At 38.6% G+C, this 26,908-nt stretch carries 29 protein-coding genes; 18 read left to right on the forward strand and 11 right to left on the reverse strand.

The genetic code is table 11. The features are described 5' to 3' along the window. The first annotated feature begins 8 nt into the window (after nt 1-8). The 12 genes from QUE09_RS05515 (at nt 9) to QUE09_RS05570 (ending at nt 11,193) form a co-directional block, all read left to right on the forward strand. The gene (locus tag QUE09_RS05515; RefSeq protein WP_286235203.1) at nt 9-1,511 is read left to right on the forward strand and encodes an AMP-binding protein; all 1,503 of its coding nucleotides are present in this window, start codon (nt 9-11) and stop codon (nt 1,509-1,511) included. A gap of 15 nt (nt 1,512-1,526) precedes the next feature. Next, nucleotides 1,527-2,210, forward strand: a complete 684-nt coding sequence (locus tag QUE09_RS05520; RefSeq protein WP_286235204.1) for an iron-containing redox enzyme family protein — start codon at nt 1,527-1,529, stop codon at nt 2,208-2,210. Beyond that, complete coding sequence (locus QUE09_RS05525; protein ID WP_286235205.1) at nt 2,207-3,001, forward strand: SDR family oxidoreductase; 795 nt, start codon at nt 2,207-2,209, stop codon at nt 2,999-3,001. The genes QUE09_RS05520 and QUE09_RS05525 overlap by 4 nt, the downstream gene beginning before the upstream one ends. A 2-nt stretch (nt 3,002-3,003) precedes the next feature. After that, nucleotides 3,004-3,663, forward strand: coding sequence for a tetratricopeptide repeat protein (locus QUE09_RS05530; protein WP_286235206.1), 660 nt, complete (start codon nt 3,004-3,006; stop codon nt 3,661-3,663). Nucleotides 3,664-3,666: 3 nt separating this feature from the next. Continuing rightward, complete coding sequence (locus QUE09_RS05535; RefSeq protein WP_286235207.1) at nt 3,667-4,326, forward strand: response regulator; 660 nt, start codon at nt 3,667-3,669, stop codon at nt 4,324-4,326. Further along, nucleotides 4,326-5,654, forward strand: coding sequence for a HAMP domain-containing sensor histidine kinase (locus tag QUE09_RS05540; protein WP_286235208.1), 1,329 nt, complete (start codon nt 4,326-4,328; stop codon nt 5,652-5,654). Before QUE09_RS05535 ends, QUE09_RS05540 begins: the two co-directional genes overlap by 1 nt. 2 nt (nt 5,655-5,656) lie before the next feature. Continuing rightward, nucleotides 5,657-5,992, forward strand: coding sequence for a cupredoxin domain-containing protein (locus tag QUE09_RS05545; RefSeq protein ID WP_286235209.1), 336 nt, complete (start codon nt 5,657-5,659; stop codon nt 5,990-5,992). Next, nucleotides 5,993-6,787, forward strand: a complete 795-nt coding sequence (locus tag QUE09_RS05550) for a hypothetical protein (protein ID WP_286235210.1) — start codon at nt 5,993-5,995, stop codon at nt 6,785-6,787. Beyond that, complete coding sequence (locus QUE09_RS05555; protein WP_286235211.1) at nt 6,777-7,478, forward strand: hypothetical protein; 702 nt, start codon at nt 6,777-6,779, stop codon at nt 7,476-7,478. Before QUE09_RS05550 ends, QUE09_RS05555 begins: the two co-directional genes overlap by 11 nt. A 115-nt stretch (nt 7,479-7,593) precedes the next feature. Next, on the forward strand, nt 7,594-9,555 hold the full coding sequence (htpG, locus tag QUE09_RS05560) for a molecular chaperone HtpG (protein WP_286235212.1): 1,962 nt from the start codon (nt 7,594-7,596) through the stop codon (nt 9,553-9,555). Nucleotides 9,556-9,939: 384 nt separating this feature from the next. Then, the gene (adk, locus tag QUE09_RS05565; protein ID WP_286235213.1) at nt 9,940-10,584 is read left to right on the forward strand and encodes an adenylate kinase; all 645 of its coding nucleotides are present in this window, start codon (nt 9,940-9,942) and stop codon (nt 10,582-10,584) included. A gap of 216 nt (nt 10,585-10,800) precedes the next feature. After that, the gene (locus tag QUE09_RS05570) at nt 10,801-11,193 is read left to right on the forward strand and encodes an MAPEG family protein (protein ID WP_286235214.1); all 393 of its coding nucleotides are present in this window, start codon (nt 10,801-10,803) and stop codon (nt 11,191-11,193) included. A 5-nt stretch (nt 11,194-11,198) separates the two neighbouring features. Here QUE09_RS05570 and QUE09_RS05575 read toward each other — a convergent pair whose 3' ends face one another. From QUE09_RS05575 to hisG, 11 genes are all read right to left on the reverse strand, one after another. Beyond that, the gene (locus QUE09_RS05575; protein WP_286235215.1) at nt 11,199-11,651 is read right to left on the reverse strand and encodes a GNAT family N-acetyltransferase; all 453 of its coding nucleotides are present in this window, start codon (nt 11,649-11,651) and stop codon (nt 11,199-11,201) included. Nucleotides 11,652-11,730: 79 nt separating this feature from the next. After that, complete coding sequence (locus QUE09_RS05580) at nt 11,731-12,024, reverse strand: DUF6559 family protein (RefSeq protein ID WP_286235216.1); 294 nt, start codon at nt 12,022-12,024, stop codon at nt 11,731-11,733. A gap of 119 nt (nt 12,025-12,143) precedes the next feature. Continuing rightward, nucleotides 12,144-13,031: a hypothetical protein gene (locus QUE09_RS05585; protein WP_286235217.1), complete on the reverse strand. Its 888-nt coding sequence runs from the start codon at nt 13,029-13,031 to the stop codon at nt 12,144-12,146. A gap of 148 nt (nt 13,032-13,179) precedes the next feature. Then, nucleotides 13,180-13,800 (reverse strand): bifunctional phosphoribosyl-AMP cyclohydrolase/phosphoribosyl-ATP diphosphatase HisIE, encoded by a 621-nt coding sequence (gene hisIE, locus QUE09_RS05590; RefSeq protein WP_286235218.1) that lies wholly within the window; start codon nt 13,798-13,800, stop codon nt 13,180-13,182. Then, nucleotides 13,794-14,570, reverse strand: coding sequence for an imidazole glycerol phosphate synthase subunit HisF (gene hisF, locus QUE09_RS05595; RefSeq protein ID WP_286235219.1), 777 nt, complete (start codon nt 14,568-14,570; stop codon nt 13,794-13,796). The genes hisIE and hisF overlap by 7 nt, the downstream gene beginning before the upstream one ends. Next, nucleotides 14,552-15,289: a 1-(5-phosphoribosyl)-5-[(5-phosphoribosylamino)methylideneamino]imidazole-4-carboxamide isomerase gene (hisA, locus tag QUE09_RS05600; RefSeq protein WP_286235220.1), complete on the reverse strand. Its 738-nt coding sequence runs from the start codon at nt 15,287-15,289 to the stop codon at nt 14,552-14,554. Before hisA ends, hisF begins: the two co-directional genes overlap by 19 nt. A 4-nt stretch (nt 15,290-15,293) precedes the next feature. Then, nucleotides 15,294-15,908 carry an imidazole glycerol phosphate synthase subunit HisH gene (hisH, locus tag QUE09_RS05605; RefSeq protein WP_286235221.1) on the reverse strand — a complete coding sequence of 205 codons (615 nt, stop codon included), beginning with the start codon at nt 15,906-15,908 and terminating at the stop codon, nt 15,294-15,296. 10 nt (nt 15,909-15,918) lie between these two features. Beyond that, the gene (gene hisB, locus QUE09_RS05610; RefSeq protein WP_286235222.1) at nt 15,919-16,989 is read right to left on the reverse strand and encodes a bifunctional histidinol-phosphatase/imidazoleglycerol-phosphate dehydratase HisB; all 1,071 of its coding nucleotides are present in this window, start codon (nt 16,987-16,989) and stop codon (nt 15,919-15,921) included. A gap of 2 nt (nt 16,990-16,991) precedes the next feature. Continuing rightward, entirely contained in the window at nt 16,992-18,104 is a 1,113-nt protein-coding gene (gene hisC / locus QUE09_RS05615) for a histidinol-phosphate transaminase (RefSeq protein WP_286235223.1), read from the reverse strand. Continuing rightward, nucleotides 18,101-19,396: a histidinol dehydrogenase gene (gene hisD, locus QUE09_RS05620; protein ID WP_286235224.1), complete on the reverse strand. Its 1,296-nt coding sequence runs from the start codon at nt 19,394-19,396 to the stop codon at nt 18,101-18,103. Before hisD ends, hisC begins: the two co-directional genes overlap by 4 nt. Before the next feature lie 20 nt (nt 19,397-19,416). Next, nucleotides 19,417-20,316 carry an ATP phosphoribosyltransferase gene (gene hisG, locus QUE09_RS05625; RefSeq protein ID WP_286235225.1) on the reverse strand — a complete coding sequence of 300 codons (900 nt, stop codon included), beginning with the start codon at nt 20,314-20,316 and terminating at the stop codon, nt 19,417-19,419. 747 nt (nt 20,317-21,063) lie between these two features. Here hisG and QUE09_RS05630 point away from each other — a divergent pair. The 6 genes from QUE09_RS05630 (at nt 21,064) to QUE09_RS05655 (ending at nt 26,900) form a co-directional block, all read left to right on the forward strand. Next, nucleotides 21,064-21,423: a hypothetical protein gene (locus QUE09_RS05630; RefSeq protein ID WP_286235226.1), complete on the forward strand. Its 360-nt coding sequence runs from the start codon at nt 21,064-21,066 to the stop codon at nt 21,421-21,423. Between the two features lie 285 nt (nt 21,424-21,708). Then, a complete protein-coding gene (locus tag QUE09_RS05635) occupies nt 21,709-22,464 on the forward strand; it encodes a hypothetical protein (RefSeq protein ID WP_286235227.1) in 756 nt (251 codons plus the stop codon). Between the two features lie 685 nt (nt 22,465-23,149). After that, nucleotides 23,150-25,081: a DNA repair helicase YoaA gene (gene yoaA, locus QUE09_RS05640; RefSeq protein ID WP_434017523.1), complete on the forward strand. Its 1,932-nt coding sequence runs from the start codon at nt 23,150-23,152 to the stop codon at nt 25,079-25,081. 7 nt (nt 25,082-25,088) lie between these two features. After that, nucleotides 25,089-25,784, forward strand: a complete 696-nt coding sequence (gene tsaB, locus QUE09_RS05645) for a tRNA (adenosine(37)-N6)-threonylcarbamoyltransferase complex dimerization subunit type 1 TsaB (protein ID WP_286235229.1) — start codon at nt 25,089-25,091, stop codon at nt 25,782-25,784. Nucleotides 25,785-25,825: 41 nt separating this feature from the next. Further along, nucleotides 25,826-26,200 carry a hypothetical protein gene (locus QUE09_RS05650; protein ID WP_286235230.1) on the forward strand — a complete coding sequence of 125 codons (375 nt, stop codon included), beginning with the start codon at nt 25,826-25,828 and terminating at the stop codon, nt 26,198-26,200. A 16-nt stretch (nt 26,201-26,216) separates the two neighbouring features. After that, nucleotides 26,217-26,900 carry a M50 family metallopeptidase gene (locus tag QUE09_RS05655; RefSeq protein ID WP_286235231.1) on the forward strand — a complete coding sequence of 228 codons (684 nt, stop codon included), beginning with the start codon at nt 26,217-26,219 and terminating at the stop codon, nt 26,898-26,900. The last annotated feature ends 8 nt before the right edge of the window (nt 26,901-26,908 follow it).

Raw genomic sequence — 26,908 nt, forward strand, 5'->3', positions numbered from 1 at the left:
AGCTAGCAATGTTAACGTATTTACAAGCACATGACCCTAGCAAAATAGCCATTAGTGATGGTGTTACAACGCTTTCTTTTGGTCAGTTAATTGAAAGAGTGGAAGCTTGTTGTAAATGGTTAAATACTTTACAGATCAGGCGAGTATTATTGATTGATGATAACACTGTTGATTGGGTGGTTACAGATCTTGCCTGTATGGCATTAGAGATAACGGTGATCCCATTACCCACATTTTTTTCTGCTGAACAACAACAACATGTGATCGAACAAGTTCAACCTGAGTTCATTATCGCAAAGCGTTTTTTATCTTTAGTAGCCGTTGAAAATACGCCACTGACGCAATTGAAAGGTTTTAGACGTAACGTTAAAAAAGCAGTAGAGGTGCCAATAGGCACCCAGAAGATTACGTTTACTTCTGGCACTACAGGTAATCCAAAAGGTGTTTGCTTAAGTAAGCAAAACCAACTAAATGTAGCCGTTGAGCTTGCTAATACAATCAAAATCGTTGCCGGTAGTCATCTGTGTATTCTACCTTTGTCTTTATTACTTGAAAATGTAGCTGGCGTATATGCGGCGCTTATCAAAGGAAATAGTGTTACGTTACTGAATGAGTCTCTAAGAGGGTTTAATGGCTGTCAGTTGGTTGATGGCAAGCAGTTATTGGCCGCACTATCAGCAACGAATCCAACAAGCATAATTCTCGTTCCTGAACTACTGCAGTATTTGATTGGCTCGATTAGCCGAGGGTGGCAAGTACCTGAGCGTTTATCCTTTGTTGCCGTAGGCGGCAGTAAAGTTTCAGCGCAAACATTGGCACAAGCTAGACAATTAGGTTTACCCGCTTATCAAGGATATGGGTTATCAGAATGTGGTTCAGTGGTAACCCTTAACATGCAAGAAGAACAAGGCGATTCTATCGGTAATGCTCTAAATCATGTGAAGATTGCAATAAAAAATGGCACGTTACATGTGCAAGGGAATAATTTTTTAGGTTATGTAAATCAACCCGATTCTTGGTATCCAACAGAAGTAGATACGGAAGATTTAGCTAAAGAAACGGCTTCAGGGTTAATATACCTTGGACGTAAAAAAAATACCTTAGTTAATTCTTTTGGACGAAATATTTCGCCAGAGTGGCTTGAATCTGAGCTCATGGCTACTGGTTTGTTTCGTTTTGTAATGGTTGTTGGTGACGCAAAACCATACTGCGTTGGACTTGTTGTTCCTATTTCTGATTTGCTTTCTGATGAAAATATTCAAAGGCAGTTAGTAACGGTAAATCAGCGACTTCCTGAATACGCCAAAATTAACAATATAATTTCACTTCCATCCCAATTATTAACGTCATCAACATATTTTACCGCTAATGGCAGACCGAAGCGCGAAGCAATTGAGCATTATGCGCAACAAACACTTAATGACATTTATTTATGTGATGACACGGATATTGATGAACTTTCAAATCTTCATCATACAAATTGCTCACAAAACTCAGTTATCAATCAATAGTATTAAGAGGTGCATATGAAACTTTATCAACGACTTATCGAAGAAACGACTGAAGAAAGAGAATACTTATTGCAAGCGCCTATTATACAGCGTTGTTTTCAAGCAGAGATATCTGTTCAAGATTATGTAGATTTTCTGACACAAGCATATCATCACGTTAAGCATACCGTACCATTATTAATGAATGTTGGTGCTAGATTGCCGGAACAAAAGGAATGGTTAAGAGAGGCTGTTGCAGAATATATAGAAGAAGAGCTTGGTCACCAAGAATGGATTTTAAATGATATTGAACATTGTGGGGGCGATAAAGAAGAAGTGCGCGCAGGAAAGCCGAGTCATGCAACTGAATTAATGGTTGCTTATGCGTATGACTTGGTTAATCGCGTCAACCCGTTAGGGTTCTTCGGTATGGTACATGTACTTGAGGGAACAAGTATTTCGCTTGCTGATAAAGCTGCTGATGTGATCCAGGATAAGTTATCTTTACCTAATAAAGCGTTTAGTTATCTGCGTTCGCATGGTTCTTTAGATATTGAACATGTGAAGTTTTTTGAAGGGTTAATGGATCGTATAGATGATGCAGGTGAACAACAAGTGGTTATTGATGCAGCAAAAATGTTTTTTAAACTGTACGGTGACATTTTTTATGCCATATCTACGAAAGACGATACTGTGAATATTACTCAGGAGGTCGCATGAATACAGAAACAACGTGTTTATTAACAGGCGCCACTGGTGGTATTGGTGTTGAGATTGCGAAAGCACTCGATAAACAAGGTATTAATCTCATATTACAAGGTAGAAATATTGAAAAACTTGAGCAGTTAAAGGCGAATTTAGTTGGCAAAAAACATCAGTTACTTGTTGCTGACTTGTTAGAAGAAAACGACCTTTCAACGTTATGCACTGAATTAGCAAAACGGCACGATATTGATTGGTTGATTAACAATGCAGGTTGTACACAGTTTGGTTTATGCGCACAGATATCAAATGAGTCCATGAAGCAAGTGATTAATATGAATTTATTAGTGCCAATGCAACTGAGTAAAGTCCTTCTACCTCAAATAACACGAAACCAAGGAAAAATAATCAATATTGGTTCTGTATTTGGTCATATTGGATTTCCCGGCTTTAGTAGTTATTGCGCGAGTAAATTTGGCTTAAGAGGTTTTAGTGAAACATTAGCTAGAGAACTGGCAAATGATCAGGTACAAGTTGGTTATTTTGCACCTAGAACTACCTCGACAAAAATAAACAATGATGTGGTTAATGCAATGAATGTAGCCCTTGGTAATCATGTTGATACGCCTGAATTTGTCGCGCAAGAGTTGATAGCATTTCTTAATACAGGAAAGACACGACAAGTGTTGGGTTGGCCCGAAAAATTGTTTGCGCGCATCAACGGTATTTTGCCTGAAGTTGTTGACAGTGCGTTGAAAAAGAAACTGAAAATCGTTAACCGTTTTGCCATTGAAAATACAGGAGCATAGTGATGAAAACTATCTTTAATATATTATTATTACTCGTTTTTTTTACAAAAACGGTTGCAGCCCAAAGTTCGTTTGACGATACTTTATTAGATATTCAACACCAATGGGCTAAAGTAAACTACCAATTGAGTGACGATGAACAAGAACAAGGATTTAAAGCCTTAATAGCAAGTGCTAAAGCGTTTAATGTAGCGTTTCCTAACAGAGCAGAACCCTTAGTATGGTTGGGTATTTCTCAATCGAGTTTTGCCGGTGCAAAAGGCGGGTTAGGGGCACTAAGTTTAGCGAAAGCAGCTAAAGCATCTTTTGAAAAAGCATTAGCAATTGATGATAAAGCCTTACAAGGTTCTGCTTATACAAGTTTAGGCACGCTATACTATAAAGTACCGGGGTGGCCGATTAGCTTTGGTGATGATGATAAAGCGAAAGAGTTGTTAGAAAAGGCAGTTAAGATAAACCCTAATGGTATAGATGCCAATTACTTTATCGGTGAATTCTGGTACGAAGAAAGAAAATATGAAAAAGCGAAATCTTTTTTAATGAAAGCATTAGCTGCGCCAAAGCGTCAATTTAGACCGTTAGCAGATGAATCTCGCAAAGTTGAAATCAACCACTTGATGGCTAAGGTTGATAAAAAGTTGGCTCGAAAGAAAAAAACATAATATATGAGAATACTACTGGTAGAAGATGACTTACAGTTAGCTAATGCTTTGCAGCAATCGTTGCACAGGGAAGGTTACAGTGTTGATAGTGTGCATACAGGTGCATTAGCTATTTCTGCTGCGCGTGTTGGCATGAATGATTTAGTTATTCTGGACTTAGGCTTACCTGACATGGATGGCCTAGATGTATTGAAACAGCTTAAAGCAGGGAAGCTACCATTACCTGTTTTAATTTTAACTGCTCGAAATTCGCCAGATGATAAAGTTAAAGGACTTGATTTAGGTGCAGATGATTATTTAGCTAAACCCTTTGACATAAAAGAGTTATTCGCACGCATACGCGTAATTGAAAGACGTTTAGGCACTATAGATACTGCGATAGTTAAAAAAGACAATGTTACCTTAGACACGCGCGCAAATGTTATTTATCTAGATGATAAAATGCTTAAGCTCTCCAGAAGGGAATACATGGTGGTCAAATCTTTGATGGAAAATTTAGGGCGAATTCAGTCTAAAGAACAATTAGAAAACCGCCTGTATGAATGGGGCGAAGAAGTATCAAGTAACACGATTGAGGTGCACATGCACAACATACGTAAAAAACTTCCCAAGGACTTTATTAAAACAGTTCGTGGTGTTGGCTATATTATTGGGCAACATTGATGTCAATACAGCGTTATTTACTGTTAATCATTCTCTCAGTAATAACCTTAGTTACTTTTGGGGCTGCGATACATGGCTATCGAGCAAGTAAGGCTGAATTGGAAAACATTTTTGATCAAGAATTACGAATAGTTGCGCATTCAATTGCTAATTTGCAATCGAGTGAGTCTGTCATTGACCAAGATGAACAATCGACATTAACCTATCAAGTGTGGCAAGCGAATAAACTACTTTACCGTTCTAGCAATGCGCCAGCTTTTAGACTACTGGATGATCAACATGGTTTCGGCTATCAAAATTTTTCAGGTGCTCGCTGGCGGATCTATAGTGAAGAGATAAACAATCGCTTTGTTATCGTTGCTCAGCAGCATTTACAGAGAGTTGATGCTGCGGAACGTGTGTTACTTACTGCTATTTTGCCTGTCGTATTAATAATTCCTTTGATTGGCTTTTTTGTTGTTATTGCCATTCAACGCAGTTTAAAACCTTTAAGAGAGTTATCAGAAAGTGTAAAAGCAAAGTCTTCTGAAGATTTATCCCCTGTTTTTTTGACACGAGAATCTATCGAACTTCAACCTATTGTATTTAGGCTTAATTCGTTACTTGCAAAACTAGGTTCGGCGTTTGAAAAAGAAAAACGTCTTGCAGCAGACGCTGCACATGAATTGAGAACACCTGTAAGCGTATTAACCATTAACGCACATAATATACAAACGAGCTTTGAACGAGGTGAGTTAACGAAAGATATGTTAGTTGCACTCAATCAAAGTGTAGAACGAATGGCGCATGTTGTTGAACAAATATTGACCTTATATCGGACATCACCAGACTCATTTTCTGCACAATTTGAACCGCTCAATATTGACCTTGTTTTGCAACGCACAATTGCAAGCCTTTACGAAAAAGTTGCTGAACATAAACAACAAATATCATTAGAAAGTAGTAATTTAACAGTGCTAGGTGACGAATTTACATTATTAACCTTATTCTCCAACTTGGTCGGAAATGCGATTAAATATGCGGGCGAAAATGCTGAAATTTTCGTAGAAGCAAAACCTTATAACAACCAAGTACTCGTTGCAGTACATGATAATGGACCAGGCATACCACAAGAAAAGCGGCAGAAAATTTTTGATCGATTTTATCGGTTAGAAGGCGCAAAGCAAAACATGAGTGTTACAGGCTCGGGGTTAGGTATGTCTATTGTAAAGCATATTGTGGAATTACATCATGGTAATATTGAGCTCTTAGATTCCTCTTTAGGTGGCTTAGAAGTTCGCATTATTTTGCCATGTGTAACACTACCTGCAAAGGGAGTGAGTAACTGACAATGAAATCATTACGCTGGCTAATCATCGCAGTAAGTCTTTCTTTATTCGGGTTCTCTGATTCAATCCCTGAATATCACCTAGTGCTTAAAAAACACCTTTTTTATCCTAGTGAAGTTAAAATTCCCGCCGGTAAAAAAGTGAAGCTTGTGATTGACAACCAAGATCAACGGCCTGAAGAATTTGACAGTTTCGACTTAAACCGTGAAAAAGTGTTATTTCCAGGTAGGAAGTCAGTTATATACATTGGTCCTTTATCTCCAGGGAGCTATGAGTTTTTTGGTGAATACAACCCAAATTCAGCGATAGGCAAAGTGATCGTTGAGGGGGAAAACTAGATGTTAATTAATACTATTATTTTGTTTATTAGAGATATTTTACCTATAGGTATTCTCATTGCATGGTTAACCGCCTTTGTAATGCCAGGGCGCGTTGATAGCGCATTTTTAATTAAGTACTGTTTTACTAGCGGTATCTTAATGCTCATTATTTTTCTTCTGGCACCCGAAATAAGTCCTTACTTTCAAGGAGCAGGATTTGAATACTTGATAGTGGCTTTAATGTGTAGTTACTTTTTACTGTTTACTCTCGGGAGTGCGATGTCGCATGTCATCAAAGAAGAAATCACTGTGCATTTAATTTTGGTTGCAGCATCTATTTTTACCGCGGTAAAAGGTGTTAGCTTTTTGATTTATTTTTCAGGTTATTTATCTTCATCAAACAATGAAGTTGCTATTTATATGGCTGTTTTTCTCGCTTGCGGCATTATTATCAGCTTCTCTGTGCTGCTGTATTTTTTCTTACATAGGCTTGCGTGCGGTAAAAATCAATTTATTCCAATGATACTTTGGGGAATGTTTATCTCAGGGCAGCTGGCGCTCATTGTACCGCTTCTTTCTCAAGTGGATGTACTTAGCGAAGGTAATATTTTGTGGAACAGTGAATTTTTCATTAAGGATAGCTCTGAATATGGACATATCGCAAAAGCGTTAATTGGTTATGAAGCAACGCCAAGTAGTCGATTTATTATGGTGTATTTAAGTGGGTTGGCATGTTATGCCGGCACATTGTTTGGCGTGATTACGTTTTATTCGGTAAGTGAAAAAAGAGGAGAGCAAAACCATGTTAATTAGAATTATGCTCTTTATTGTAGGGGTAATACCGCTTTTTGCTGCTGCAGATGGTGTAGTCGTTGATAAAGTATATTCACCCTATGTATTACCACTTGAAAGAGAAGTGGAATGGCGTTTTATGTCACGAAAATCCGATGAAAGTGGTAATCAGCTCGGACAGCGTGTGGGCTTTGGTCATTCGTTAACGGAGTACATGACGGCAGAGATTTATTTCATTGGTGAGCGAGATGAGCCGTCAGGTGATTTTGGTTTATCAGGTTATGAATTTGAAATGCGTTTAATGCTTGGTGATCAAGGTCAATATTGGGCAGATTATGGCGTTTTGTTTGAAGTTGAAAAACAACATAATGTTGACAACTGGGAAGTAGCAAGTGGCTTTTTAGCAGAAAAAGAATTTGGTAAAAGTAGTCTTACCGTTAATCTATTTCTTGTTTATGAGTGGGGACAAACACTTGAAAGTGAATGGGAAACTGAGGCACGTATTAAATATCGTTATCGATATAAACCGGCGTTTCAACCTGCAATAGAACTGTACGCAGGTGAAGATTACTTTGGTGTAGGGCCTGCTTTGCAGGGTATATATCGTATTGATGGTCAACAACAATTAAAATATCAGTTAGGGTTTATCACTGAACTCTCGCAGTCAGGCAATGACCACATATTACGTTTTGCTCTAGAGTATGAGTTTTAAAAATGTTCACTTTTATTGCTTGAATTTATTTTCGCTATCCCCATATCTGCTCTATCACGAGGCGATGTCCTCACTAACGTAAATAATATAGATAGCAAGATAGGAGATGGCTCGAATGTCTGATGCAGGTCAACCAGAAGTTCATGGCTTTCAAACCGAAGTAAAACAATTACTTCAATTAATGATCCATTCTTTGTATTCAAACAAAGAAATTTTCTTACGTGAATTAGTATCAAATGCTGCAGATGCTTCAGATAAATTAAGGTTTGAAGCGCTAAAAAATGCCGAACTTTTTGAAGGTGACGGTGAATTACGTGTGCGAGTCAGCGCTGATAAAGATAACAAGACCGTAACCATTTCTGATAATGGTATTGGTATGACACATGACCAGATCGTTGAGCATTTAGGTACAATCGCTAAATCGGGCACGGCAGAGTTCTTTTCGAAGTTGTCAGGAGACCAAGCGTCTGATTCTCAACTTATCGGTCAATTTGGTGTAGGCTTCTATTCAGCTTTTATTGTTGCTGACAAGGTCACTGTGCGTTCACGAGCTGCTGGTGTTAGCGCGAGTGAAGGTGTTGAATGGCAAAGTGAAGGTGAAGGTCAATTTACCACTCGCCAAATTGAAAAAACAAACCGTGGTACTGATATTATTCTTCATTTAAAAGAAGATGAGTCTGAGTTCTTAGATGACTGGCGTTTACGTTCTATTGTGACTAAATATTCAGATCATATATCTGTTTCTGTTGAAATGCTGACGGCAGAAGTGCCTGCTGTTGAAGCACAAGAAGAAGTTAAAGACGAAGAAGGAAATGTGGTAACACCAGCTATTGAAGCGCGTGATGCTGTGCCTGCTAAATGGGAACCAGTAAATAAAGCTACTGCTCTTTGGACACGAGAAAAGTCAGATGTAACTGAAGAAGAATATAAAGAATTTTATAAGCATGTTTCACATGATTTTGCAGATCCTTTACTTTGGGAACATAACAAAGTCGAAGGTAAAACGGAGTATACATCACTACTTTATATTCCAAGTAAAGCACCATTTGATTTGTATAACCGTGAAAAACAACATGGCTTAAAGCTTTATGTTCAACGTGTTTTCATTATGGATGATGCTGAGCAATTCATGCCAACATACCTTCGTTTTGTTAAAGGCTTGCTTGATTCAAATGATTTGCCATTGAATGTGTCTCGTGAAATTTTGCAAGACAATAAAGTAACGCAATCAATCCGTAAGGGATGTACTAAGCGCGTACTTAAAATGCTTGAAAAATTTGGTAATAAAGAGAAAGAGCAATATCAAACATTTTGGAATGAATTTGGTCAGGTGCTAAAAGAAGGTCCTGCCGAAGACATGGCAAATAAGGAAGCCATTGCTAAGTTATTGCGTTTTGCTTCAACAAATGAAGATTCGCCAGTACAAAATGTTTCGTTGCCTGAATATATTGAGCGTATGAAAGAAGGCCAAGACAAGATTTATTATGTTGTGGCAGATAGCTTTGAAGCAGCGAAAAATAGCCCTCATTTAGAGGTTTTCCGTAAGAAAGGCATCGAAGTGTTATTACTTTCTGATCGTATTGATGAGTGGTTAGTTAGCCATTTAACTGAATTTGATGAGAAGCAATTACAATCAGTTGCTCGCGGCGGTGTTGATTTAAGCGATTTAGATGATGAAGAATCTAAAGAAGCACAAGAAAAGCTCGAAAAAGAATTCGATTCTGTTGTTAAACGTATGCAAGAAGCCCTAGGCGATAAAGTTAAAGAGGTGAAAATCTCAAATCGCTTAACTGATTCGCCAGCAGTGATAGTAACAGCTGAAGATGATATGAGCATTCAAATGCAAAAATTAATGGCACAAGTTGGTCAAGAAGTGCCTGAAGTTAAGCCAATTTTTGAGATTAACGCAGAGCATGACCTTGTTAAGCATGTGGCTGATGAAGCTGACGATGACAAATTTAACCAATGGGTTGAAGTGTTATTTGAGCAAGCTACATTAGCAGAGCGCGGTAATTTAAAAGATCCGGCTTCGTTTGTAGCTAAACTTAACAAGCTTATGATGAGCTTAACAAAGTAAGTGCAGATGCATTGAGGTAATAAAGGCGCCTTTATGGCGCCTTTATTGATTGCTAAATGTTAATATTTTTTCGTGTGTTTTTAATTCCGAAGATATATGCAGGAAAATTTCTTAAGCATTAGAAAGTGCTTATAACGTTATTAATTTTTTAGTCTGATATTAGTAAATAGTGAAGTTGAGGTAGACATTAGTCTAATATTGGCGTTCAAGCGTTGTTTTTTGATAACTACGAGTAAATTCTTACTTGTTTGCAATGGGTTGAAAATGTATAGTGTTGCACACTTTGATAAAGGTCAGTTTCGTACTCATTTGGTGGAGTAATTGATTAACTATTCTACAGTTATTCGACCAAATTAGTATTTTTAAAAGATAGGGCAAAGTTCTATGCGTATTATTCTATTAGGTGCTCCAGGCGCTGGTAAAGGCACTCAAGCACAATTTTTAATGGCTAAATATGGCATTCCTCAAATTTCTACTGGTGACATGTTGCGTGCAGCAATTAAAGCAGGTACCGAATTAGGTAAAAAAGCGAAGGCGGTTATGGACGCTGGTCAATTAGTATCTGATGACCTTATCATTGGTTTAGTTAAAGAACGTATTGCACAAGAAGACTGTAAAAAAGGCTTTTTATTAGATGGTTTTCCACGCACTATTCCTCAAGCAGATGCGATGAAAGAGAATGGCGTAGCCGTAGATAGTGTTATTGAATTTGATGTTGCTGATGAAGTGATTGTAGAGCGTATGGGGGGCCGTCGTGTTCATCCTGGTTCAGGTCGTGTTTATCATATTGTTTATAACCCACCTGCAGTGGAAGGGAAAGACAATGAAACAGGTGAAGAGTTAGTTATTCGTCCTGATGATGAAGAAGCAACAGTACGCAAGCGCTTAGGTATTTATCATGAACAGACTAAACCGTTAGTTGATTACTACAAGGCTGAGGCTGAGGCCGGAGCCTGTAGTTATATTACGATAGACGGTACACAGCCAGTTGAAACCGTAAGTCAAATCCTTTCAGATAAACTGTCTTAAGCATTCATTATAGTTAAGGCCTACATTATCGTAGGCCTTTTTTTTGCTCTAAATGTCAGTTTTTCTCTGTTTTTTGTCAGTTTCCACCGCTGTATTTAGGCGATGAATACGTTACATTTAGTCATTACTGCACTGCTATTATAGTGCTGTGATGTAAGTGATTTACTCGTAAGGTCATGCGAATGTGCAATGACTAAAATTTATTTAAGGAAGTTTATGTTAAACGTATCGATAACTGGCTTTTATCTCGCTTTATTAGCGCTGCTCTATATTGGATTTACCATACGTATAATTAAATTACGCTACAAATATAAAACTGGTATTGGTGACGGCGGCCATGATGAATTAGCCCAGGCTGTGCGTGTACATGGTAACTTTGCAGAATATACCCCATTAGCAATGTTGATGTTGGCTTGTGCTGAAATTAACGGTAGCACTGAAATGTTAGTTTATGCTGTGGGGGCGCTTTTCTTTATTGGGCGCATATTACATAGTATAGGCATTACACAAACGCAAGGACCAAGTAAAAGTAGACAAATAGGAATGCTAGCCAGTTTTTTAACGTTATTAATTCTTGCGGTAGAAAATATTCGTTTATTTGTTAGTTAGAAAAGTTAAGTTTTTTGTATCATACAGATATGAGGAATGCCGTCCTCTAAGTAGGTATTAGAGCACTCTATAAAGCCATGTGTATTATAGAATGCGGTAAGGTGTTCTTGGGCTGACATTTTAACGCGTTGGTTGGGAAAGTGCTGCTGGCAAGATACAAGCGCTTTTTGCATTAATTGATGCCCTAAACCAGCGCCTCTCGCGTAATTTGCAATGACAACACGCCCAATGGCTGGGTTGTCATTATAGCTAGTGCCTGCAGGTAAAATTCTTAAATAAGCGGCAAGTTTTTCACCCTGATAAGCCATGATATGACGAGTTTCTGGGTGTCTATCTAAGTCATCAAGTTCAGGGTAATAACAGGTTTGTTCAACGACGAAAACATCGACACGTAATTTTAATAAGTCATAAAGTTGATCGAGCGTTAACGCCGGGAAAGTAACATCTAGCCAATTCATAAAGGCGCCCATAAAAAATACGGTCAAATAAACATAATGTTATTTGACCGTATACAATAACTCAATGATTATTACGATTTTATTGCAATATTTGTAAAAAACCGCGATAACTTTTTCGTTCTAGATAAGTCAGAATTTCTTTTTTATACTCGGCAACATTTACCTTTGGAAACTCTTTATCTAATACTGCATTTAAGTCGTTAGGATTTAAAAATAGAATATATCCTAGGGGTAAATACTCTGGATTAAAATCTTTTTGGTAAACGACTGTTCTTATTTGAGAGGCGGTATAGAAGTTGTTAACTCCATACTGCTTTTCGAGTAACGGCAATAACTTACTACCGTATTTTTTGATAGACCAATACTTAAACATAGCTAATCCTTAGCAGCGACATTGAATCCGTATATTTTAGGGGCGTTATATTACATATTTGTTAATGATATATCAATGATTTTTGACTGTTTGGTTAGGAAAAATTGACTATAATTATCTTACTTATTGATAATTTTGAGGTTATTTTTATCAACGAAAAAACCAGCTTGTAGGTACGCTTTAGCGATTAATTTTTGTTTTCTTAGTATTGCTAAACCTTTATTCATCGCTTTTAATGCATGTGCGCCAAGTGGGTGGTTTTTACTAATAACAAAGTGTCGACTGTCGTCAAGCATAACACCAACACCTTCAACGGGTACAAGGTAAATGTTTTCCAAGGTAAACGATTTGTCTGGTGTAGAATGGAATGCCATCAGCATGAAATCGACCCATTGAATGTTAACCAAGCGTGCTTGGCTAAGCCATTCGTCTTCCCTGATCAACTCTTTTATGGGTAAATCTTGTAAAGTTTTCCAGTCTGTTCGCCACTTGGGTGTCGAAGTGGCGGTAAAGCGCTTTAGATCTTCAAGTGTTCGTATTGAAAGTACGGCTTTGTTTTTGGGGCTGGTATAAATGCCTGCCACATATTCCCCTCGTTTTATTACGGGCTTTGAGATGTAAACATTTTCTTGTAATGCAAGGGCGTCACTTAACCAGTATGAATCAAAGCTTATTAATAATTTACCTTGTTGAATCATCTTTGTGTTACGAAAGTTTAATTTGCCAGGGGAATAGTGAAAAGTATGTTCAAAGCCACCAAGTTTTAATGCTTGTTGGGCAATAATCATATCAACGACATCTCGACGAATAGTTTTACCAGAAAAGTCTTGTACTTGAAGAACATTTCTGCCGTTTAGAAATTGCTTGTAGTCAACATACACATCATCTCTAATTGAAATAATGATCTCTTCGGCAGTTACAGTATTAATGAATGTTAGCGGTAGAGTAGTGAAAAAAAACCATGTAATGCGTATAAGGGCAGTTTTTAGATTCAAAAATACATGCATATGGGGAAACCTCTACGTCGCCTTCGAGTGAAAATCCCTGTTCATTTTTTATTATTTTGTTCTGCTAATTGATTTTATTATAAGCGAAAATTAAGGAAAGAGTAGTGTTAAGCTAGGGTAAGCTTACGCTACTCCTTTATTTAGTACGTTATTTCTGATGACGATCTTGCAGTACTTGCATTACTTCACGAAGTTCAATGTTCTGATCACGTAATAAAACTAAGGTATGGTAAAAGAGATCTGCACACTCTCCGAGTAAGTCTTCTTTTGTTTCTGCAACGGCAGCTAATGCAACCTCAACGCCTTCTTCACCTACCTTTTGAGCAATTTTTGTTGTGCCTTTCGCAAAAAGTGCAGCGGTATAGCTTTTATCGGCTGTTTCGTTTTTACGTTGTGCTATCACTTGTTCTAATTGACTTAGAAAGTTTTGCTGCGACAGTGGCTGCTCGGGAAAACAAGATTCCGTACCTAGGTGACATGTTGGGCCGATAGGCTCACAGGTCACGAGTAAGCTGTCGCGATCACAGTCAGTGATAACTTGTTTAACGTGCAAATAATGACCAGAGGTTTCACCTTTTACCCATAACCCTTGTTGTGAGCGGCTATAAAAGGTTGTTTTTTTACTCGTTAACGTTGCTGACAATGCCTCAGAATTCATAAATCCCTGCATTAGTACGGCACCTGTTTTATGGTGTTGCACAATAGCGGGGATCATATTGTCCATTTTCTGCCATGCTAACTCATGTTGGTTTTCTTGCGTTATTAACATAATCTAATCGCTACTTGGTTGTTGTTTAACTGTTGTTTAAGGTCACTAATGGCAATAATACCTTTATGAAATACACTGGCTGCGAGTGCGCCATCTACATCTGCTTGTTGAAATACATCAGTAAAGTGTTGAACCTCACCAGCGCCTCCTGACGCAATTAATGGTAAATTACATGCGGCACGTGCGAGTTTAAGTTGTTGTATATCATAACCTTGACGAACACCATCTTGATTCATACAGTTCAATACAACTTCACCTGCACCTCGGCGTTGTACTTCTTTAATCCAATCAAAGGTATTCCATTTTGTTTTTTGTGTACGCGTTTCATCACCTGTAAATTGGTACACTTGGTACTCTTCGGTTTCTTTGTTATAAAAGCTATCAATTCCGACAACAATGCATTGTTGTCCAAATATGTCGGCTAGTCTAGAAATCAATGTTGGATCGGCTAAAGCCGGTGAGTTGATGCTAATTTTATCTGCGCCCATCATTAAAATTTGCTGTGCGTCTTGTTCGGTTTTAATGCCGCCAGCGACACAAAATGGTATATCAATCACTTCAGCAATTCTGCTAACCCAGCTTTTGTCGACAACACGTTGATCTGAGCTAGCAGTAATGTCATAAAAAACTAATTCATCAGCACCAGCTTTTGCATATTGTTGGGCAAGTGGAACGATATCTCCAATAATTTCATGATTTCGAAATTGCACGCCTTTAACGACCATACCGTCTCTAACGTCTAAACAAGGTATTATGCGTTTGGCCAGCATGCGATCGCCTCCTCTAGTGTAAACTTACCTTCAAGTAAGGAACGACCTAAAATCACACCACTGACACCCGTTGGAATTAGCGCTTTTATATCGTCAAGAGAACCTATTCCCCCAGATGCTTGCCAGGCAATATCTGGATAAGCTGTGCACATTTCTTGATACAACGCGACATTAGTTCCGCTCAACGTACCGTCTTTACTAATATCAGTACAAAGTACATGTTTAACACCTGCATCTTGGTATTGTGCGAGCAAGTCTTCAAGTAATACACCACTGTCTTTGATCCAGCCATGCGTTGGCAATGTTTTTCGACCTTGTTGATCAATTTTGATATCTAGAGCAAGTACAATTTTTTCATTGCCATACTTATTTATCCAATTGGTAACGAGCGTTGGCTCTTTAATGGCTAAGCTGCCAATGACGACTCGGTCTGCTCCTAATGCTAAAAGCTCAATAACATCTTGCTCTGTGCGTACACCACCACCTACTTGTATAATCATTTCTGGGTGGTTAACAACGGTTTTCAACGTTGAAAGTTGTCTTTTAGTACTGTCTTTTGCTCCATCTAAATCGACAAAGTGCATGACGGTAGCACCGGCATTAAAGTAGGCATCTTGTCTTTCTTTTGGTGAATAGGTGTATTGGGTTTTTTGTTCATAGTCTCCTTGAAATAAGCGAACTACGTCACCATTTATCAAGTCAATTGCGGGAATCATCATATGGCTAAATCTCTATAAAATTTTGAATTATTTTACTGCCAAGCTTGCTTGAGCGTTCAGGGTGAAATTGACAGCCGATAAAATTGTCCTTTGCAATAGCAGCAGAAAAAGCACTACCATAAAAACAACTCGCGACGGTAAATTCACTTATCGGGGCAGCAAAACTGTGAACAAAATAGAAGTAATCTTCTGCTGTTATTCCGGCTAAAACTGGGTGTTTACTGACGCTCGTTAGCGTATTCCACCCCATGTGCGGAAGCCGTAACCCTTCTGAAGCAAGTGGTTTAATTTCAGTTGGTATCATCCCTAGACATTCAATAGGTTCATTGCTAGCTCCTTCAACTGAAGAAGATGCCATTAATTGCATACCTAAACAAAAGCCTAACGTTGGTTGAGTTAAGCGTTGTAATGTGGATATTAGCCCTTTAGTGCGAATATTGTCCATCGCATGTTTAGCACTACCAACACCGGGTAAAATTACTTTATCAGCACGCTCAATTGTGGCGATGTCGTCGGTAATTTTCGCATCATATCCAAGTTTTGATACGGCAAATTGTACCGAAGATAAATTAGCACAACCTGTATCTACAATGACGATACGTTGATCTTTTACACTCATATTAATACCTTTAAAGTGTGCCTTTTGAACTTGGTAAAACATCACCACTAACGGTAATAGCTTGACGTAATGCACGACCAAAAACCTTGAATAAGCTTTCTACTTGGTGGTGACAATTCCCTTCCGTTGTTGATAAGTGCAAGGTAATAGCCATTGAATCAGCTAGCGAGCGGAAAAAGTGCGATACCATTTGTGTAGACATTTGACCAACGTTCGTATCAGTGAAATTAGCATCAAATTCTAACCATGGACGGCCAGATAAATCGATAGCACATTCTGCACGACATTCATCCATTGGTAATACAAAACCAAATCTACCAATACCGCGTTTATCGCCTAATGCTTGTTTTAGTGTTTGTCCTAAAGCAAGCGCGGTGTCTTCTACGCTGTGATGTTCATCAATATGATAATCACCATCAACATTGACCGTCATTGAAAAACCACCGTGTGTTGCTATTTGTTCTAGCATGTGATCAAAAAAGCCTAGCCCTGTTTTAATGTTAATATCGCCGACTTTATCTAAGTTCACGGCTACCGAAATGTCAGTTTCTTTTGTGGTACGAGTTGTACTTGCTTTGCGAGACTTCGTTAATAATTGTTCTGCGATATCAGACCAGCTATTTTCTTGACGATCGTATTTTATCCCTTGAATTCCCATGTTGGCAGCAAGTTGCAAATCTGTATCGCGGTCACCAATAACAAAGGAGTTGCTAAAGTTGACTTTACCTTGTTGCAAGTAGTCACTGACTAAACCGAGTTTCGGCTTTCGACAACTACAGTTGTCTGATTCAAAGTGAGGACACAGCAATACGTCATCAAAAATAACACCTTGAGAAGTGAAAAGATCCATCATTTTGTTATGTGGTAAATCAAAGTCTGCTTGTGGGTAGCTTGCTGTGCCCAAGCCATCTTGGTTGGAAACCATGACCAGACGAAAACCTTTCTTTTGTAATGACAATAAAACAGGTACTACGCTAGGTTCAAACACTAGTTTTTCTAGTGAATCTACTTGCTTGTCGGTGATTGGCTCTTCTATTAAAGTGCCATCTCTGTCGATAAATAAAATATTTTGTTGAGACATGGTTATTCTGCTACTTCTTTAAATGCTTGTGATTGGGTAATTGTGGCTAAGGTATGTTTTAATGCGTTCAACTCTCGCTCGCTTCCTATACTAATACGCAAACAGTTTTCTAGTTGTAATTGTTTAGATTGATCGCGAATCAGAATACCTTGTGAAGATAAAGTGTTAAAAATAAGCTCTTTTGTGAGCAAGTCTGTACAGCGAAATAATACAAAGTTTGCATCTGACTTAAACACTTCAATACACCATTTTTGCTCATGTAGCCAATTGATAATGTTTTTACGCTGTACTGTTATTTCTTGGACTCTTACTTTTACTTGTTCTAATCCACTTGGTGATAAAACTTGAGTAGCGATATCTGCAATGGGCGCTGGAACAGGGTATGGGGCGATCACTTTGCTTAATAATGTGATGATGTCCGTGTTGGCTAGTGTAAAACCACAACGCAGGCCTGCTAACGCAAATGCCTTTGATAATGTTCTCAAGATCACTAGGTTTGAATATTGGCTAAGTAAATTTGCCGCACTATGCTGGGGACAAAACTCAATATATGCTTCATCAACAACGACGATTGCACTGTCGGCAAACATTTCAATAACGCGTACAATATCCTCTTTATTTAGTAAATTACCTGTTGGGTTGCCAGGTGAACATAGAAAAACAACTTTAACGTGGCCTATTTGTTTTTCGAGTGCTGTTAAATCGAGTTGTTGTCCTATCAAAGGGACTTTAACAACATCAGCACCATGATTTTCGGCACTTATTGCATACATGCCATAGGTTGGCGGACAAATTAAAATACTGTCTTCGTAAGCACGACAAAACGTGCGAATAACCAACTCAATGCCTTCGTCTGCACCGCGTGTTGCTAAAATATTGTCGGTATTAACGCCACTATACTCACTGTAAGCTTCAATGAGGTTATTTGGCTGAAAGTCTGGATAGCGATTAATACAATCGCTATTGATTGAATAAATCCCAGGGCCAGATGCCTCGTTGGCATTAAGCCAAATTTTGGAGGCAAATGCACCATTGCCCGCTTGCAAGCGACGCGCCGATTGATAGGGCACCATATCGACAATTTCTTGTCTCGCTAGTTTGTTTATATTTTTCATGCCATTGTACTCTCTAACCTTATTGTCACAGCTCTTTTGTGACCATCTAAACCTTCAGCATCTGTTAACTCTGTTATACAGTCAGCGATATTAGCCAATCCTTGTCGCGTTATTTGTTGTACGGTAAATCGACGTGAAAAATCAGCTAACGATAAACTTGATACAACTTTTGAATAACCATATGTTGGTAAAACATGATTTGTACCGCTTGCATAGTCACCTGCAGACTCAGGTGTGTAGGCGCCAACAAAAATAGATCCCGCATTACGCAGCTTCGTTAATAATTGTTCAGCATTTTCTGTTTGTACAATAAGGTGTTCCGGGCCATATAAATTTGAGACCTCACAGGCTTGTTCGAGGTTATTCGTTAATATCAACCTGCTTTGGCTAAGTGCTTTTAGCGCAATGTCTTTACGCGAGAGCATTTGCACTTGTTGATTTAGGGCTTCATTAACGTGTTCGATCAGTGCTTGGCTATCAGATAATAATATTACTTGGCTATCTGGACCATGTTCAGCTTGGGATAGCAAATCGGCAGCAACAAAGCTCGGGTTAGCATTTTTATCGGCAATAACTAATACTTCTGAGGGGCCTGCTGGCATATCGATAGCAAAACCAGCTACTTGTTGAGAAAGCTGTGTTTTCGCTTCGGTTACATATTTGTTTCCAGGGCCAAATATCTTATTAACAGCGGCAATTGAAGGTGTACCGTAAGCGAGTGCAGCACAAGCTTGTGCACCACCTACGGCGTAAATTTCATCAATTTGACATAATTTTGCAGCAGCTAAAACTTCAGGAGCAATATTGCCTTGCTTGTTTGGCGGGCTGACTAATACGACTCTTTCACAGCCAGCAAGTTGTGCAGGAACCCCAAGCATTAATGCTGTTGATGGTAATGGGGCGCTACCCGCAGGAATATACAAGCCAACACTTTCAATCGCTTCTGTTTTTAATGTACATACAACGCCAGGTGTTGTTTCTACGGTTATATCTTGCGGCTGTTGTGCTTGGTGAAATCGCTTTATTTGTTGATAGGCAGTTTCTATTGCAGCGAGTCGCGCCTCACTCAGCGAAGCAATAGCCTCTGCAATTTGCTGTTCACTTACTCGTAAAGTATCTAATGTTACGCCATCAAAGCGCTCACTAAAATTGATGATAGCTTGATCACCTTTTGTTTTTACTTCATTAATAATATTGGCGACTTGTGTTGCTAACAAGTCACTTTCAGCAAGCGCTGGACGAGCCAACGCGTTGCATTTTTCCTGTGCATTTAATGCCTGCCAGTTAATCATACTGATGCTCATTTTTTCAATTACCCCATCATTTTTTCAATTGGCATCACTAAGATAGAATCACAGCCTAGTGCTTTTAATCCTTCCATTGTTTCCCAAAAGAAGGTTTCGGTGGCAACTACGTGTACCGCAACTTTGTCGTCTCGCCCTGCTAAAGGGAGTATCGTTGGTGTTTCTTTGCCCGGCATCAGTGCACTGACCTGACTAATTTTATCTTGTGGTGCGTGCAACATGATGTATTTACTTTCTTTGGCTTTCATTACGCCTTGAATACGCGGTAACAATGTATCTAGAATTGTTTGTTTTTCGGGGGCTAGTGGCACTGCAGTTTGAATAAGCGACGCTTTAGAGCGAAATATTTCCTCAACCTCAACCAAACCATTGGCTTCAAGTGTTGCGCCCGTTGAAACTAAATCACAAATGCCATCTGCTAAACCAACACGTGGAGCAACTTCAACGGATCCTTTTAACAAGCAAAACTCAATGTTAATGCCCTGATCGTCTGCGTATCTTTGTAGCAGTTGCGGATAGGTTGTCGCAAACCTTTTACCATTTAAACTCTCAACGCCTTGATAGTTGAATTCCTCAGGCATTGCGATAGAAAGTCGACAGCCACCAAAATTTAATGGTGTCGTTTTAATATACTCTGATTTAGCACCTAATCGTTTACGTTCAAGTGCTGTTTCTTCGAGGGTGTTGTCACCGACAATACCTAAGTCGCAGACGCCATCCATTACTAACCCTGGAATATCTGAACTTCGAACACGCATAATATCAATAGGCATGTTGGCTACATGTGCAAGTAAGCGCCTATCAGAAACGTTAATTTTTAAGCCGCAACGTTTTAAAAGTGCTTGAGTTTCATCACTTAAGCGACCTGATTTTTGCATTGCAATGCGTAAGCGAGTTTCAGTAGTCATTGTTTCATTCCTAATTAATTTATTCGTTAATTTAAAAGTGTTTACCCTGTATATACAATTTACATGCCCTAAAAACGACAAAACCCCCGAGAGAGGTGGACTCTTTCGGGGGTTTGGGTAATGACTTTTACTTTATTCCGCTGAAAGGTCCAATAGCCCCTCAGCGAATAAACCTGAGCGGCTAATTCGTATGATGGTGATGATGAATTACGTTCAGGTTTAAGTACATATAATACGTTCTCTATTTTCATGTTGTGTATAGTAAGTACAGCACCATTTAAGGTGATCTTTCTATACAATTCAGTGTTAATACTCTAATTGCTTTTTACATTACTGATAAAATGCGAGAAGGGCAAGTACTAAAAGTGATCGTTTTATGACATTATCATCTAAACGTTTAAACTTTGTTCTATATCAGCCGATAACATAACTAGGATCTGTTGAACTTTTGCGTTTAGTTTTGCAGCAGTTTATTGGTATTTAGGCAAGGCATTGCGATTAATATGTGGTTATTCCACATGAAAACGCATTAACGACGTATAAATGACAAAAAACGCTGCCCTTTGGGTTCAGTTAAACGCTATTTCTTCATCGTTGTTCGCAATTTACATGGAATAACCATGCGACATTGCTCATGCCTTGAACAAAAAGCGTTTAGTTCGAACAAAATTTAATCTCAAAAGTTCAACAGACCCTAAGTATAAACAGTGTAATTGATTGAAATTTAACGATTGAAACAGGTGCATAATGGATATTTTTACCACGGCTTTAACTCGTGTAAGAACGACACCGATAAAACCGGATAAATTACGCGTTAAGTCGCTTTCAAAACAGGCTGCAACAAAGGCACTTTCTGATGATCTAGATCATCTGGAAGACCATGAGTTGTATTTTGTTAAAGATGCACATTCACACGCAGAGCAACAGCAAGAATCACCGACTGAACAAGAAACGAAAGCGAATAGCGAAAGTGAGTCGCCACAGTATGTTGTAGACGAAATTGTTGAACCTGAAATCTTACACAAGCAAGATGTATTGCATCCAAAACATCAGGAAGAAGACAAAGATGACGATGATGATCAACCTCACTTAGATATTTATGTATAAAAAGTTAATTATGGTCTGTCTTTCGTTTACCTTGCATAGCCCCGATATTGAGAATGACATCAATTTGTCGCTGTTCCCTTACTGTTAAAATTATTTAAGTGTGATTAATATGGGTTTTTTATTTATTCGTGCAATGTTTTAGTAGAACCTAGAGTTTTAAATTACGCAAGGCCCTACGTAAAAGTAAACAAAATTCAACTTACAATTTGTTTACTTTTACTTTTACTTTTACTTTTGCTAGGTTTTGAGCTTATTTTAAAAGCTAATACTCTAAGGAACAGAATAATGAAGTATAATAAGGTAATTATAGTAGCGTTTATTTTAGCAATATTGAACGTATCAACTAATGTTTTAGCCAACGAAGAATTAAAATTAAGCCCTAAAATGCACTCAAGTGTTAACAAAATGGCTAAATATTTTGGGTTGAAACCGAGCGATTATATTATTTTGTCTTCGAAAGTCATGAGTCGACTGAACGGTTATAACGATTCTCCTTTGCCAAGCCTTCATTCGAACCCAACATATATACTTTTGATGGATAAGTTTAATTCGGGGTTAGCACTTGATAAATATGAGTTGAATGAGCTTGAAAGAATTCGTACAAACTCAGAGCAAGCACTCTTAACTTCTTTTGGTATTGCCAAAGATAAATTAACGCTTGGTAAATTAAACGAGGTGGTAAGCTATTTGTTATTGTATCGAAAAAGTAACAGCATTGCTTCGAACACTAATGACGTATCATCTTATTCTTTCAGTGGAGAAGATGAGGAAGATGAAATTGAAGTAATTGTAGTTACCCCCGAAATTATTAGTCAATACGAAGCAGGGTTTGGAGACGTAAGTGTATATATCTGGCAACAAGCATCAAATTTATCAGGTTATCAAAATGGTGCATATGCAACGTCATTTATCGTTAAGTTTACTGGGAGTGGAAATAATACCGCGACTCAACAAAGGTGGCTAATCTACTCGAATGGAACAGTAGCTGAAGCAGGTCCAATTATTGCTTGCTCGGAAGGGGGAGTATGCAATCCAGTATAGTATATGTTTATTAATAACGGATTGTATTTATAGTTTCCATAGTAAAATATTGGACCCAGACGTTAAGACATGTGTGAATCTATGGTTTTGAATGATGTTAAAATGGCAAACACCAGTAGATGTGAACATATAAATGAATTACAAAAGTATTAAACAGGCTTTTCATGTATCACGCTTTTTATAGTATCCATTTTATATAATGGCATTTATATTCTCAATTAAACCGTATATTAAGGTCTTAGATTATGCGATTGAACATGTAGTTATTTTGCTCACGGTTCTGAATAACTTTTTATATTTCTAGGACTGGAACTTGGTTTTGCCACTCTGCAGGATATCAATAAAATTCCAATTGAGTTTGAGAAAAAGTGGTTAATGAGCCTAAAATGAGCAAAATATTTATATTGATAACCTCAGTATCTACTATTTCAATGCTGCTTTTCGGTCTTTTGGGCTGTTAGTTGATTGATAATGTATACCCAATATTAGAATATCTGTTGATATTCTAATATTGGGTATTGGTGTGATAAAGCCCCAACCTTAAATGATGGAAATGAATACTCAATTGTAAAGGCGTGTTGATCTTTTAAGTGTAAAGTAAAAACTATAATTAAATCCAAGTAACTGTCTTCCAATTCAGACACAGCGCTTTATAATGAGCGCAAATTTTCAATGCCCAATGTCTATGACTCCTGTAGAGCAAGCTTTTTCGTCATCTGGTGTACTCGCTAAGGTGTTGTCAGGGTATTCCCCTCGGCAAGCGCAAATAGATATGGCGTTAGAAGTTGAACTTGCGATAGATAACCAAACGAGCTTAGTGGTTGAAGCGGGTACTGGCACTGGAAAAACCTTTGCATATTTGATCCCTGCATTGCTGTCTGAGCAAAAAGTGATCGTTTCTACAGGAACAAAAAACCTTCAAGAACAATTATTTCATAAAGATATCCCTTTGCTTCGAAAGGCGATGGCGACTAATGCGCAAATGGCATTGTTGAAAGGGCGAGCCAATTATCTCTGTTTGTATCGCTTGGCATTATACCAGCAAGAGCGTGGGCAATTAGATGCGCAATCACTTGCTGATTTCGTTAAGGTGCAATCGTGGAGTACATCAACTCAAACGGGTGATATAGGTGAGCTCATTGACGTAGCAGAAGACTCACAAATATTTCCTTATGTTACTAGTACATTAGATAACTGCTTGGCAAAAGATTGTCCTAATATTGACGACTGCTACCTCGTAAAAGCCCGCAAACGGGCAATTGATGCCGATGTTGTGGTGGTTAATCATCATTTATTTTTCGCCGATATGGCACTCAAAGATACCGGATTTGGCGAACTTATCCCTAAGGCCGATGTCATTGTTTTTGATGAAGCGCATCAAATTCCAGACATTGCTAGTGAATACTTTGGCGATGCTTTTTCAACACGACAATTACTCGATTTATGTTCAGATATTTTACAGCTTTATCACACATCTTTAACGGATGTGAAGCAGCTAGGCAAAGCCGCAGAAAAACTACAAAAAACTGCGATGGAATTTCGTTTATTGTTTAGACATGATCCGGAACGAGGTAATTGGCGTGAAAAAATACAGCTGCCTCGCATTAAACGAAGTTTTGAAAATATAAAAACAGATCTCGATTTTTTATACCAAGTGATCAAACTTTGTATTTCTCGCAGTGAAGCGATTGATAACTGCTTTGAACGTGCCGTTTCTATTTTAGCAAAGTACGATATCATGGCTGATGTAGAACAGCTTGGTATGAGTTATTGGTACGAAACGACAAGGCGTCACGTAGTTTTACACTTAACGCCATTGAGTGTGGCTGATAAGTTCAGTGACTATATGCAGCAAGCTAATGCAGGTTGGATTTTTACTTCCGCGACGATTGCAGTAAATGGTGGCTTTGAACACTTCACTGAACAACTTGGCATTTCCAGTGCTAATACACTATTAGTTGATAGTCCTTTTGATTATTTACAACAATCACAACTATTGGTTCCTCGATATTTGCCTGATGCTCAAAGTCCACAGCGCGCAACAGCGTTAGCAGAGCTTGCGATACCGTTAATTAGCGCAAGTAACGGTGCATGTTTCATGTTGTTCACCAGTTACCGTATGTTAAATATGGTTGCTGACTATTTAGCTGAGCATATTGATAATCCTTTGTTAGTACAGGGGCAAATGAGTAAACGCAAAATGCTCGATGAGTTTATCGCGATTCCTGATGCTGTATTATTGGCTACGGCAAGTTTTTGGGAAGGCGTTGATGTAAGAGGCGATAAACTCACCTGTGTCATCATTGATAAACTACCATTTGCCTCTCCTGACGATCCGATGCTACAAGCACGAAGCGAAGATGCTAGACGTCAAGGTGGCGATCCATTTCACGATATTCAGCTACCGCAAGCAGTGATAGCTTTAAAACAAGGTGTTGGTCGTTTAATTCGAGATGTATCCGACCAAGGTGTCATGGTAATATGTGACGATAGACTCGTTAATCGTCCTTATGGACAAGTTTTTTTGAGTAGTTTACCCGATATGAAACGTAGCCGAGATACAGATGCTGCGAGTCGATTTCTTGCAAATCTGCACCAGAAGACAAACCAGAAGTAATAAGATTATGTTAAATTTGATCGCAATAGATACGTCAACTGAAGCCTGCTCTGTCGCTATATCATGGCAAGGTAAGCTTTTTGAGAAATTTGAACTTTGCCCACAATCACACAGCACTATTTTGTTGCCAATGATAGATGATTTGCTACAAGAAGCGGGTTGTACATTGCAACAACTTGACGGCTTAGTTTTTGGGCAGGGCCCAGGAAGCTTTACTGGTGTGCGCATTGGTATTGGCGTTGCGCAAGGGTTAGCTTTTTCCGCTGATTTACCTGTCGTGGGCGTATCAACACTACAAGCTATGGCGCAACAAGCTTTTGAACAATGCCAACAACCTAGGGTTATTGCGGCAATTGATGCGAGAATGTCAGAAATTTATTTGTCGGCTTATCAGGCTGATGTAAACGGCATTATGCAACCTGTAATCGGTGAGACGGTCATTGCACCCGATAAAGCTGAAAGTTACATAAATGATGCTATATCAGATGCATATGCAGTTGGTACTGGGTGGCAAACGTACCTTGAATTACTGGCCCCACTTGCGAAAAATGCGGTAGAACTAGACATTGTATTTCCGCGAGCAACGGCTATGTTAACACTCGCAACGTTGCAGTTTGAAAAAGGTAATGCTGTCAGTGCTGAGCATGCTGCACCAGTATATGTACGTGATACAGTTTCTTGGAAAAAATTGCCAGGTAGATAATAGACTTGGTCATTTGCTGAAAATTTGATACATTTATTATTATGCAAGTTAATAGTTCAACAGCTTACACGCCGCAAGTTAATACAAACGCGAATATCGAAAGCCAAAACAAGGTTAATCGAGAAAGCGAACAATTACTCGTTCGCGAACAGCAGCAAAAAACGGCAGAGCGTGAAAATCAGAAATCTCAACAACAGCGTTTTGATGTTGATGAGCAGTCTATTGTTTTTGTTGAACAGGAACAGCAGCGTTTGTCTGCACAAAACGCCCAAGATCAACAAGCTGAACAAGGTCAGGCGCAATATGACCAACCTTCTCAGCGAAATCAAACTGCCGTATCTGCGTATCGAGCAATTGATAATCAGCAACAACAAGATATCATTGCGCAATCCTTTGGTGTCGACCTCTACGCTTAATTAACGAGTAACTTTATTGGCTACTGACAACGCGCAAACTATTAAGAGCAGTTTTTTTCAAAGGTACCAACTTTTCTTAATATTCATTTTGGCGTTTATCCTTGTCGAGATCCCTTTTATTTCCTTACCGTTTAAATGGTTAGAAAGCTACTTTCATGAATTAAGCCATGGGTTAGCCGCTATTCTAACTGGCGGACGGATTATTAGTATTGAACTAAGTGCCGATGGTTCTGGGTTGTGCACAACACAAGGGGGGAGTCGCTTTGTTGTTAGCTTTATGGGTTATGCTGGCGCAAGCCTTTTTGGTTATTGGTTAGTCCGTATTTCAATGTTACATCATTTAATAACGAAATTAGTTGTTGCTATTTTATGGTTAGTTATTGCCGTAACGCTCGTTTTTTGGGTTAAAGACATACTTACGCTATTTATAACCTTGCTTTTATTGGCACTGGTTACGTTTAAAGCCTTTTACAGTGGCAAAAAATACTTACCGTTAGCTTTACAGTTCATTGGGGCAACGGTATTACTTAATAGCATTAAGAGTCCGCTTTATTTGTTTGATGGCGGAGCTTTAGGCGATGGCGCTACGTTAGCAAATATGACCTTAATACCTGAAATGATTTGGGTGGTGATTTGGTGTGGTATTGGTATGATAACCTTATATCTGTTAGTTAAAAAACAAACATTTCAGCAGCGTTAATTGGAGAA

Source organism: Thalassotalea sediminis (assembly GCF_030295915.1).
In the GTDB taxonomy this organism is placed as follows: domain Bacteria; phylum Pseudomonadota; class Gammaproteobacteria; order Enterobacterales; family Alteromonadaceae; genus Thalassotalea_C; species Thalassotalea_C sediminis.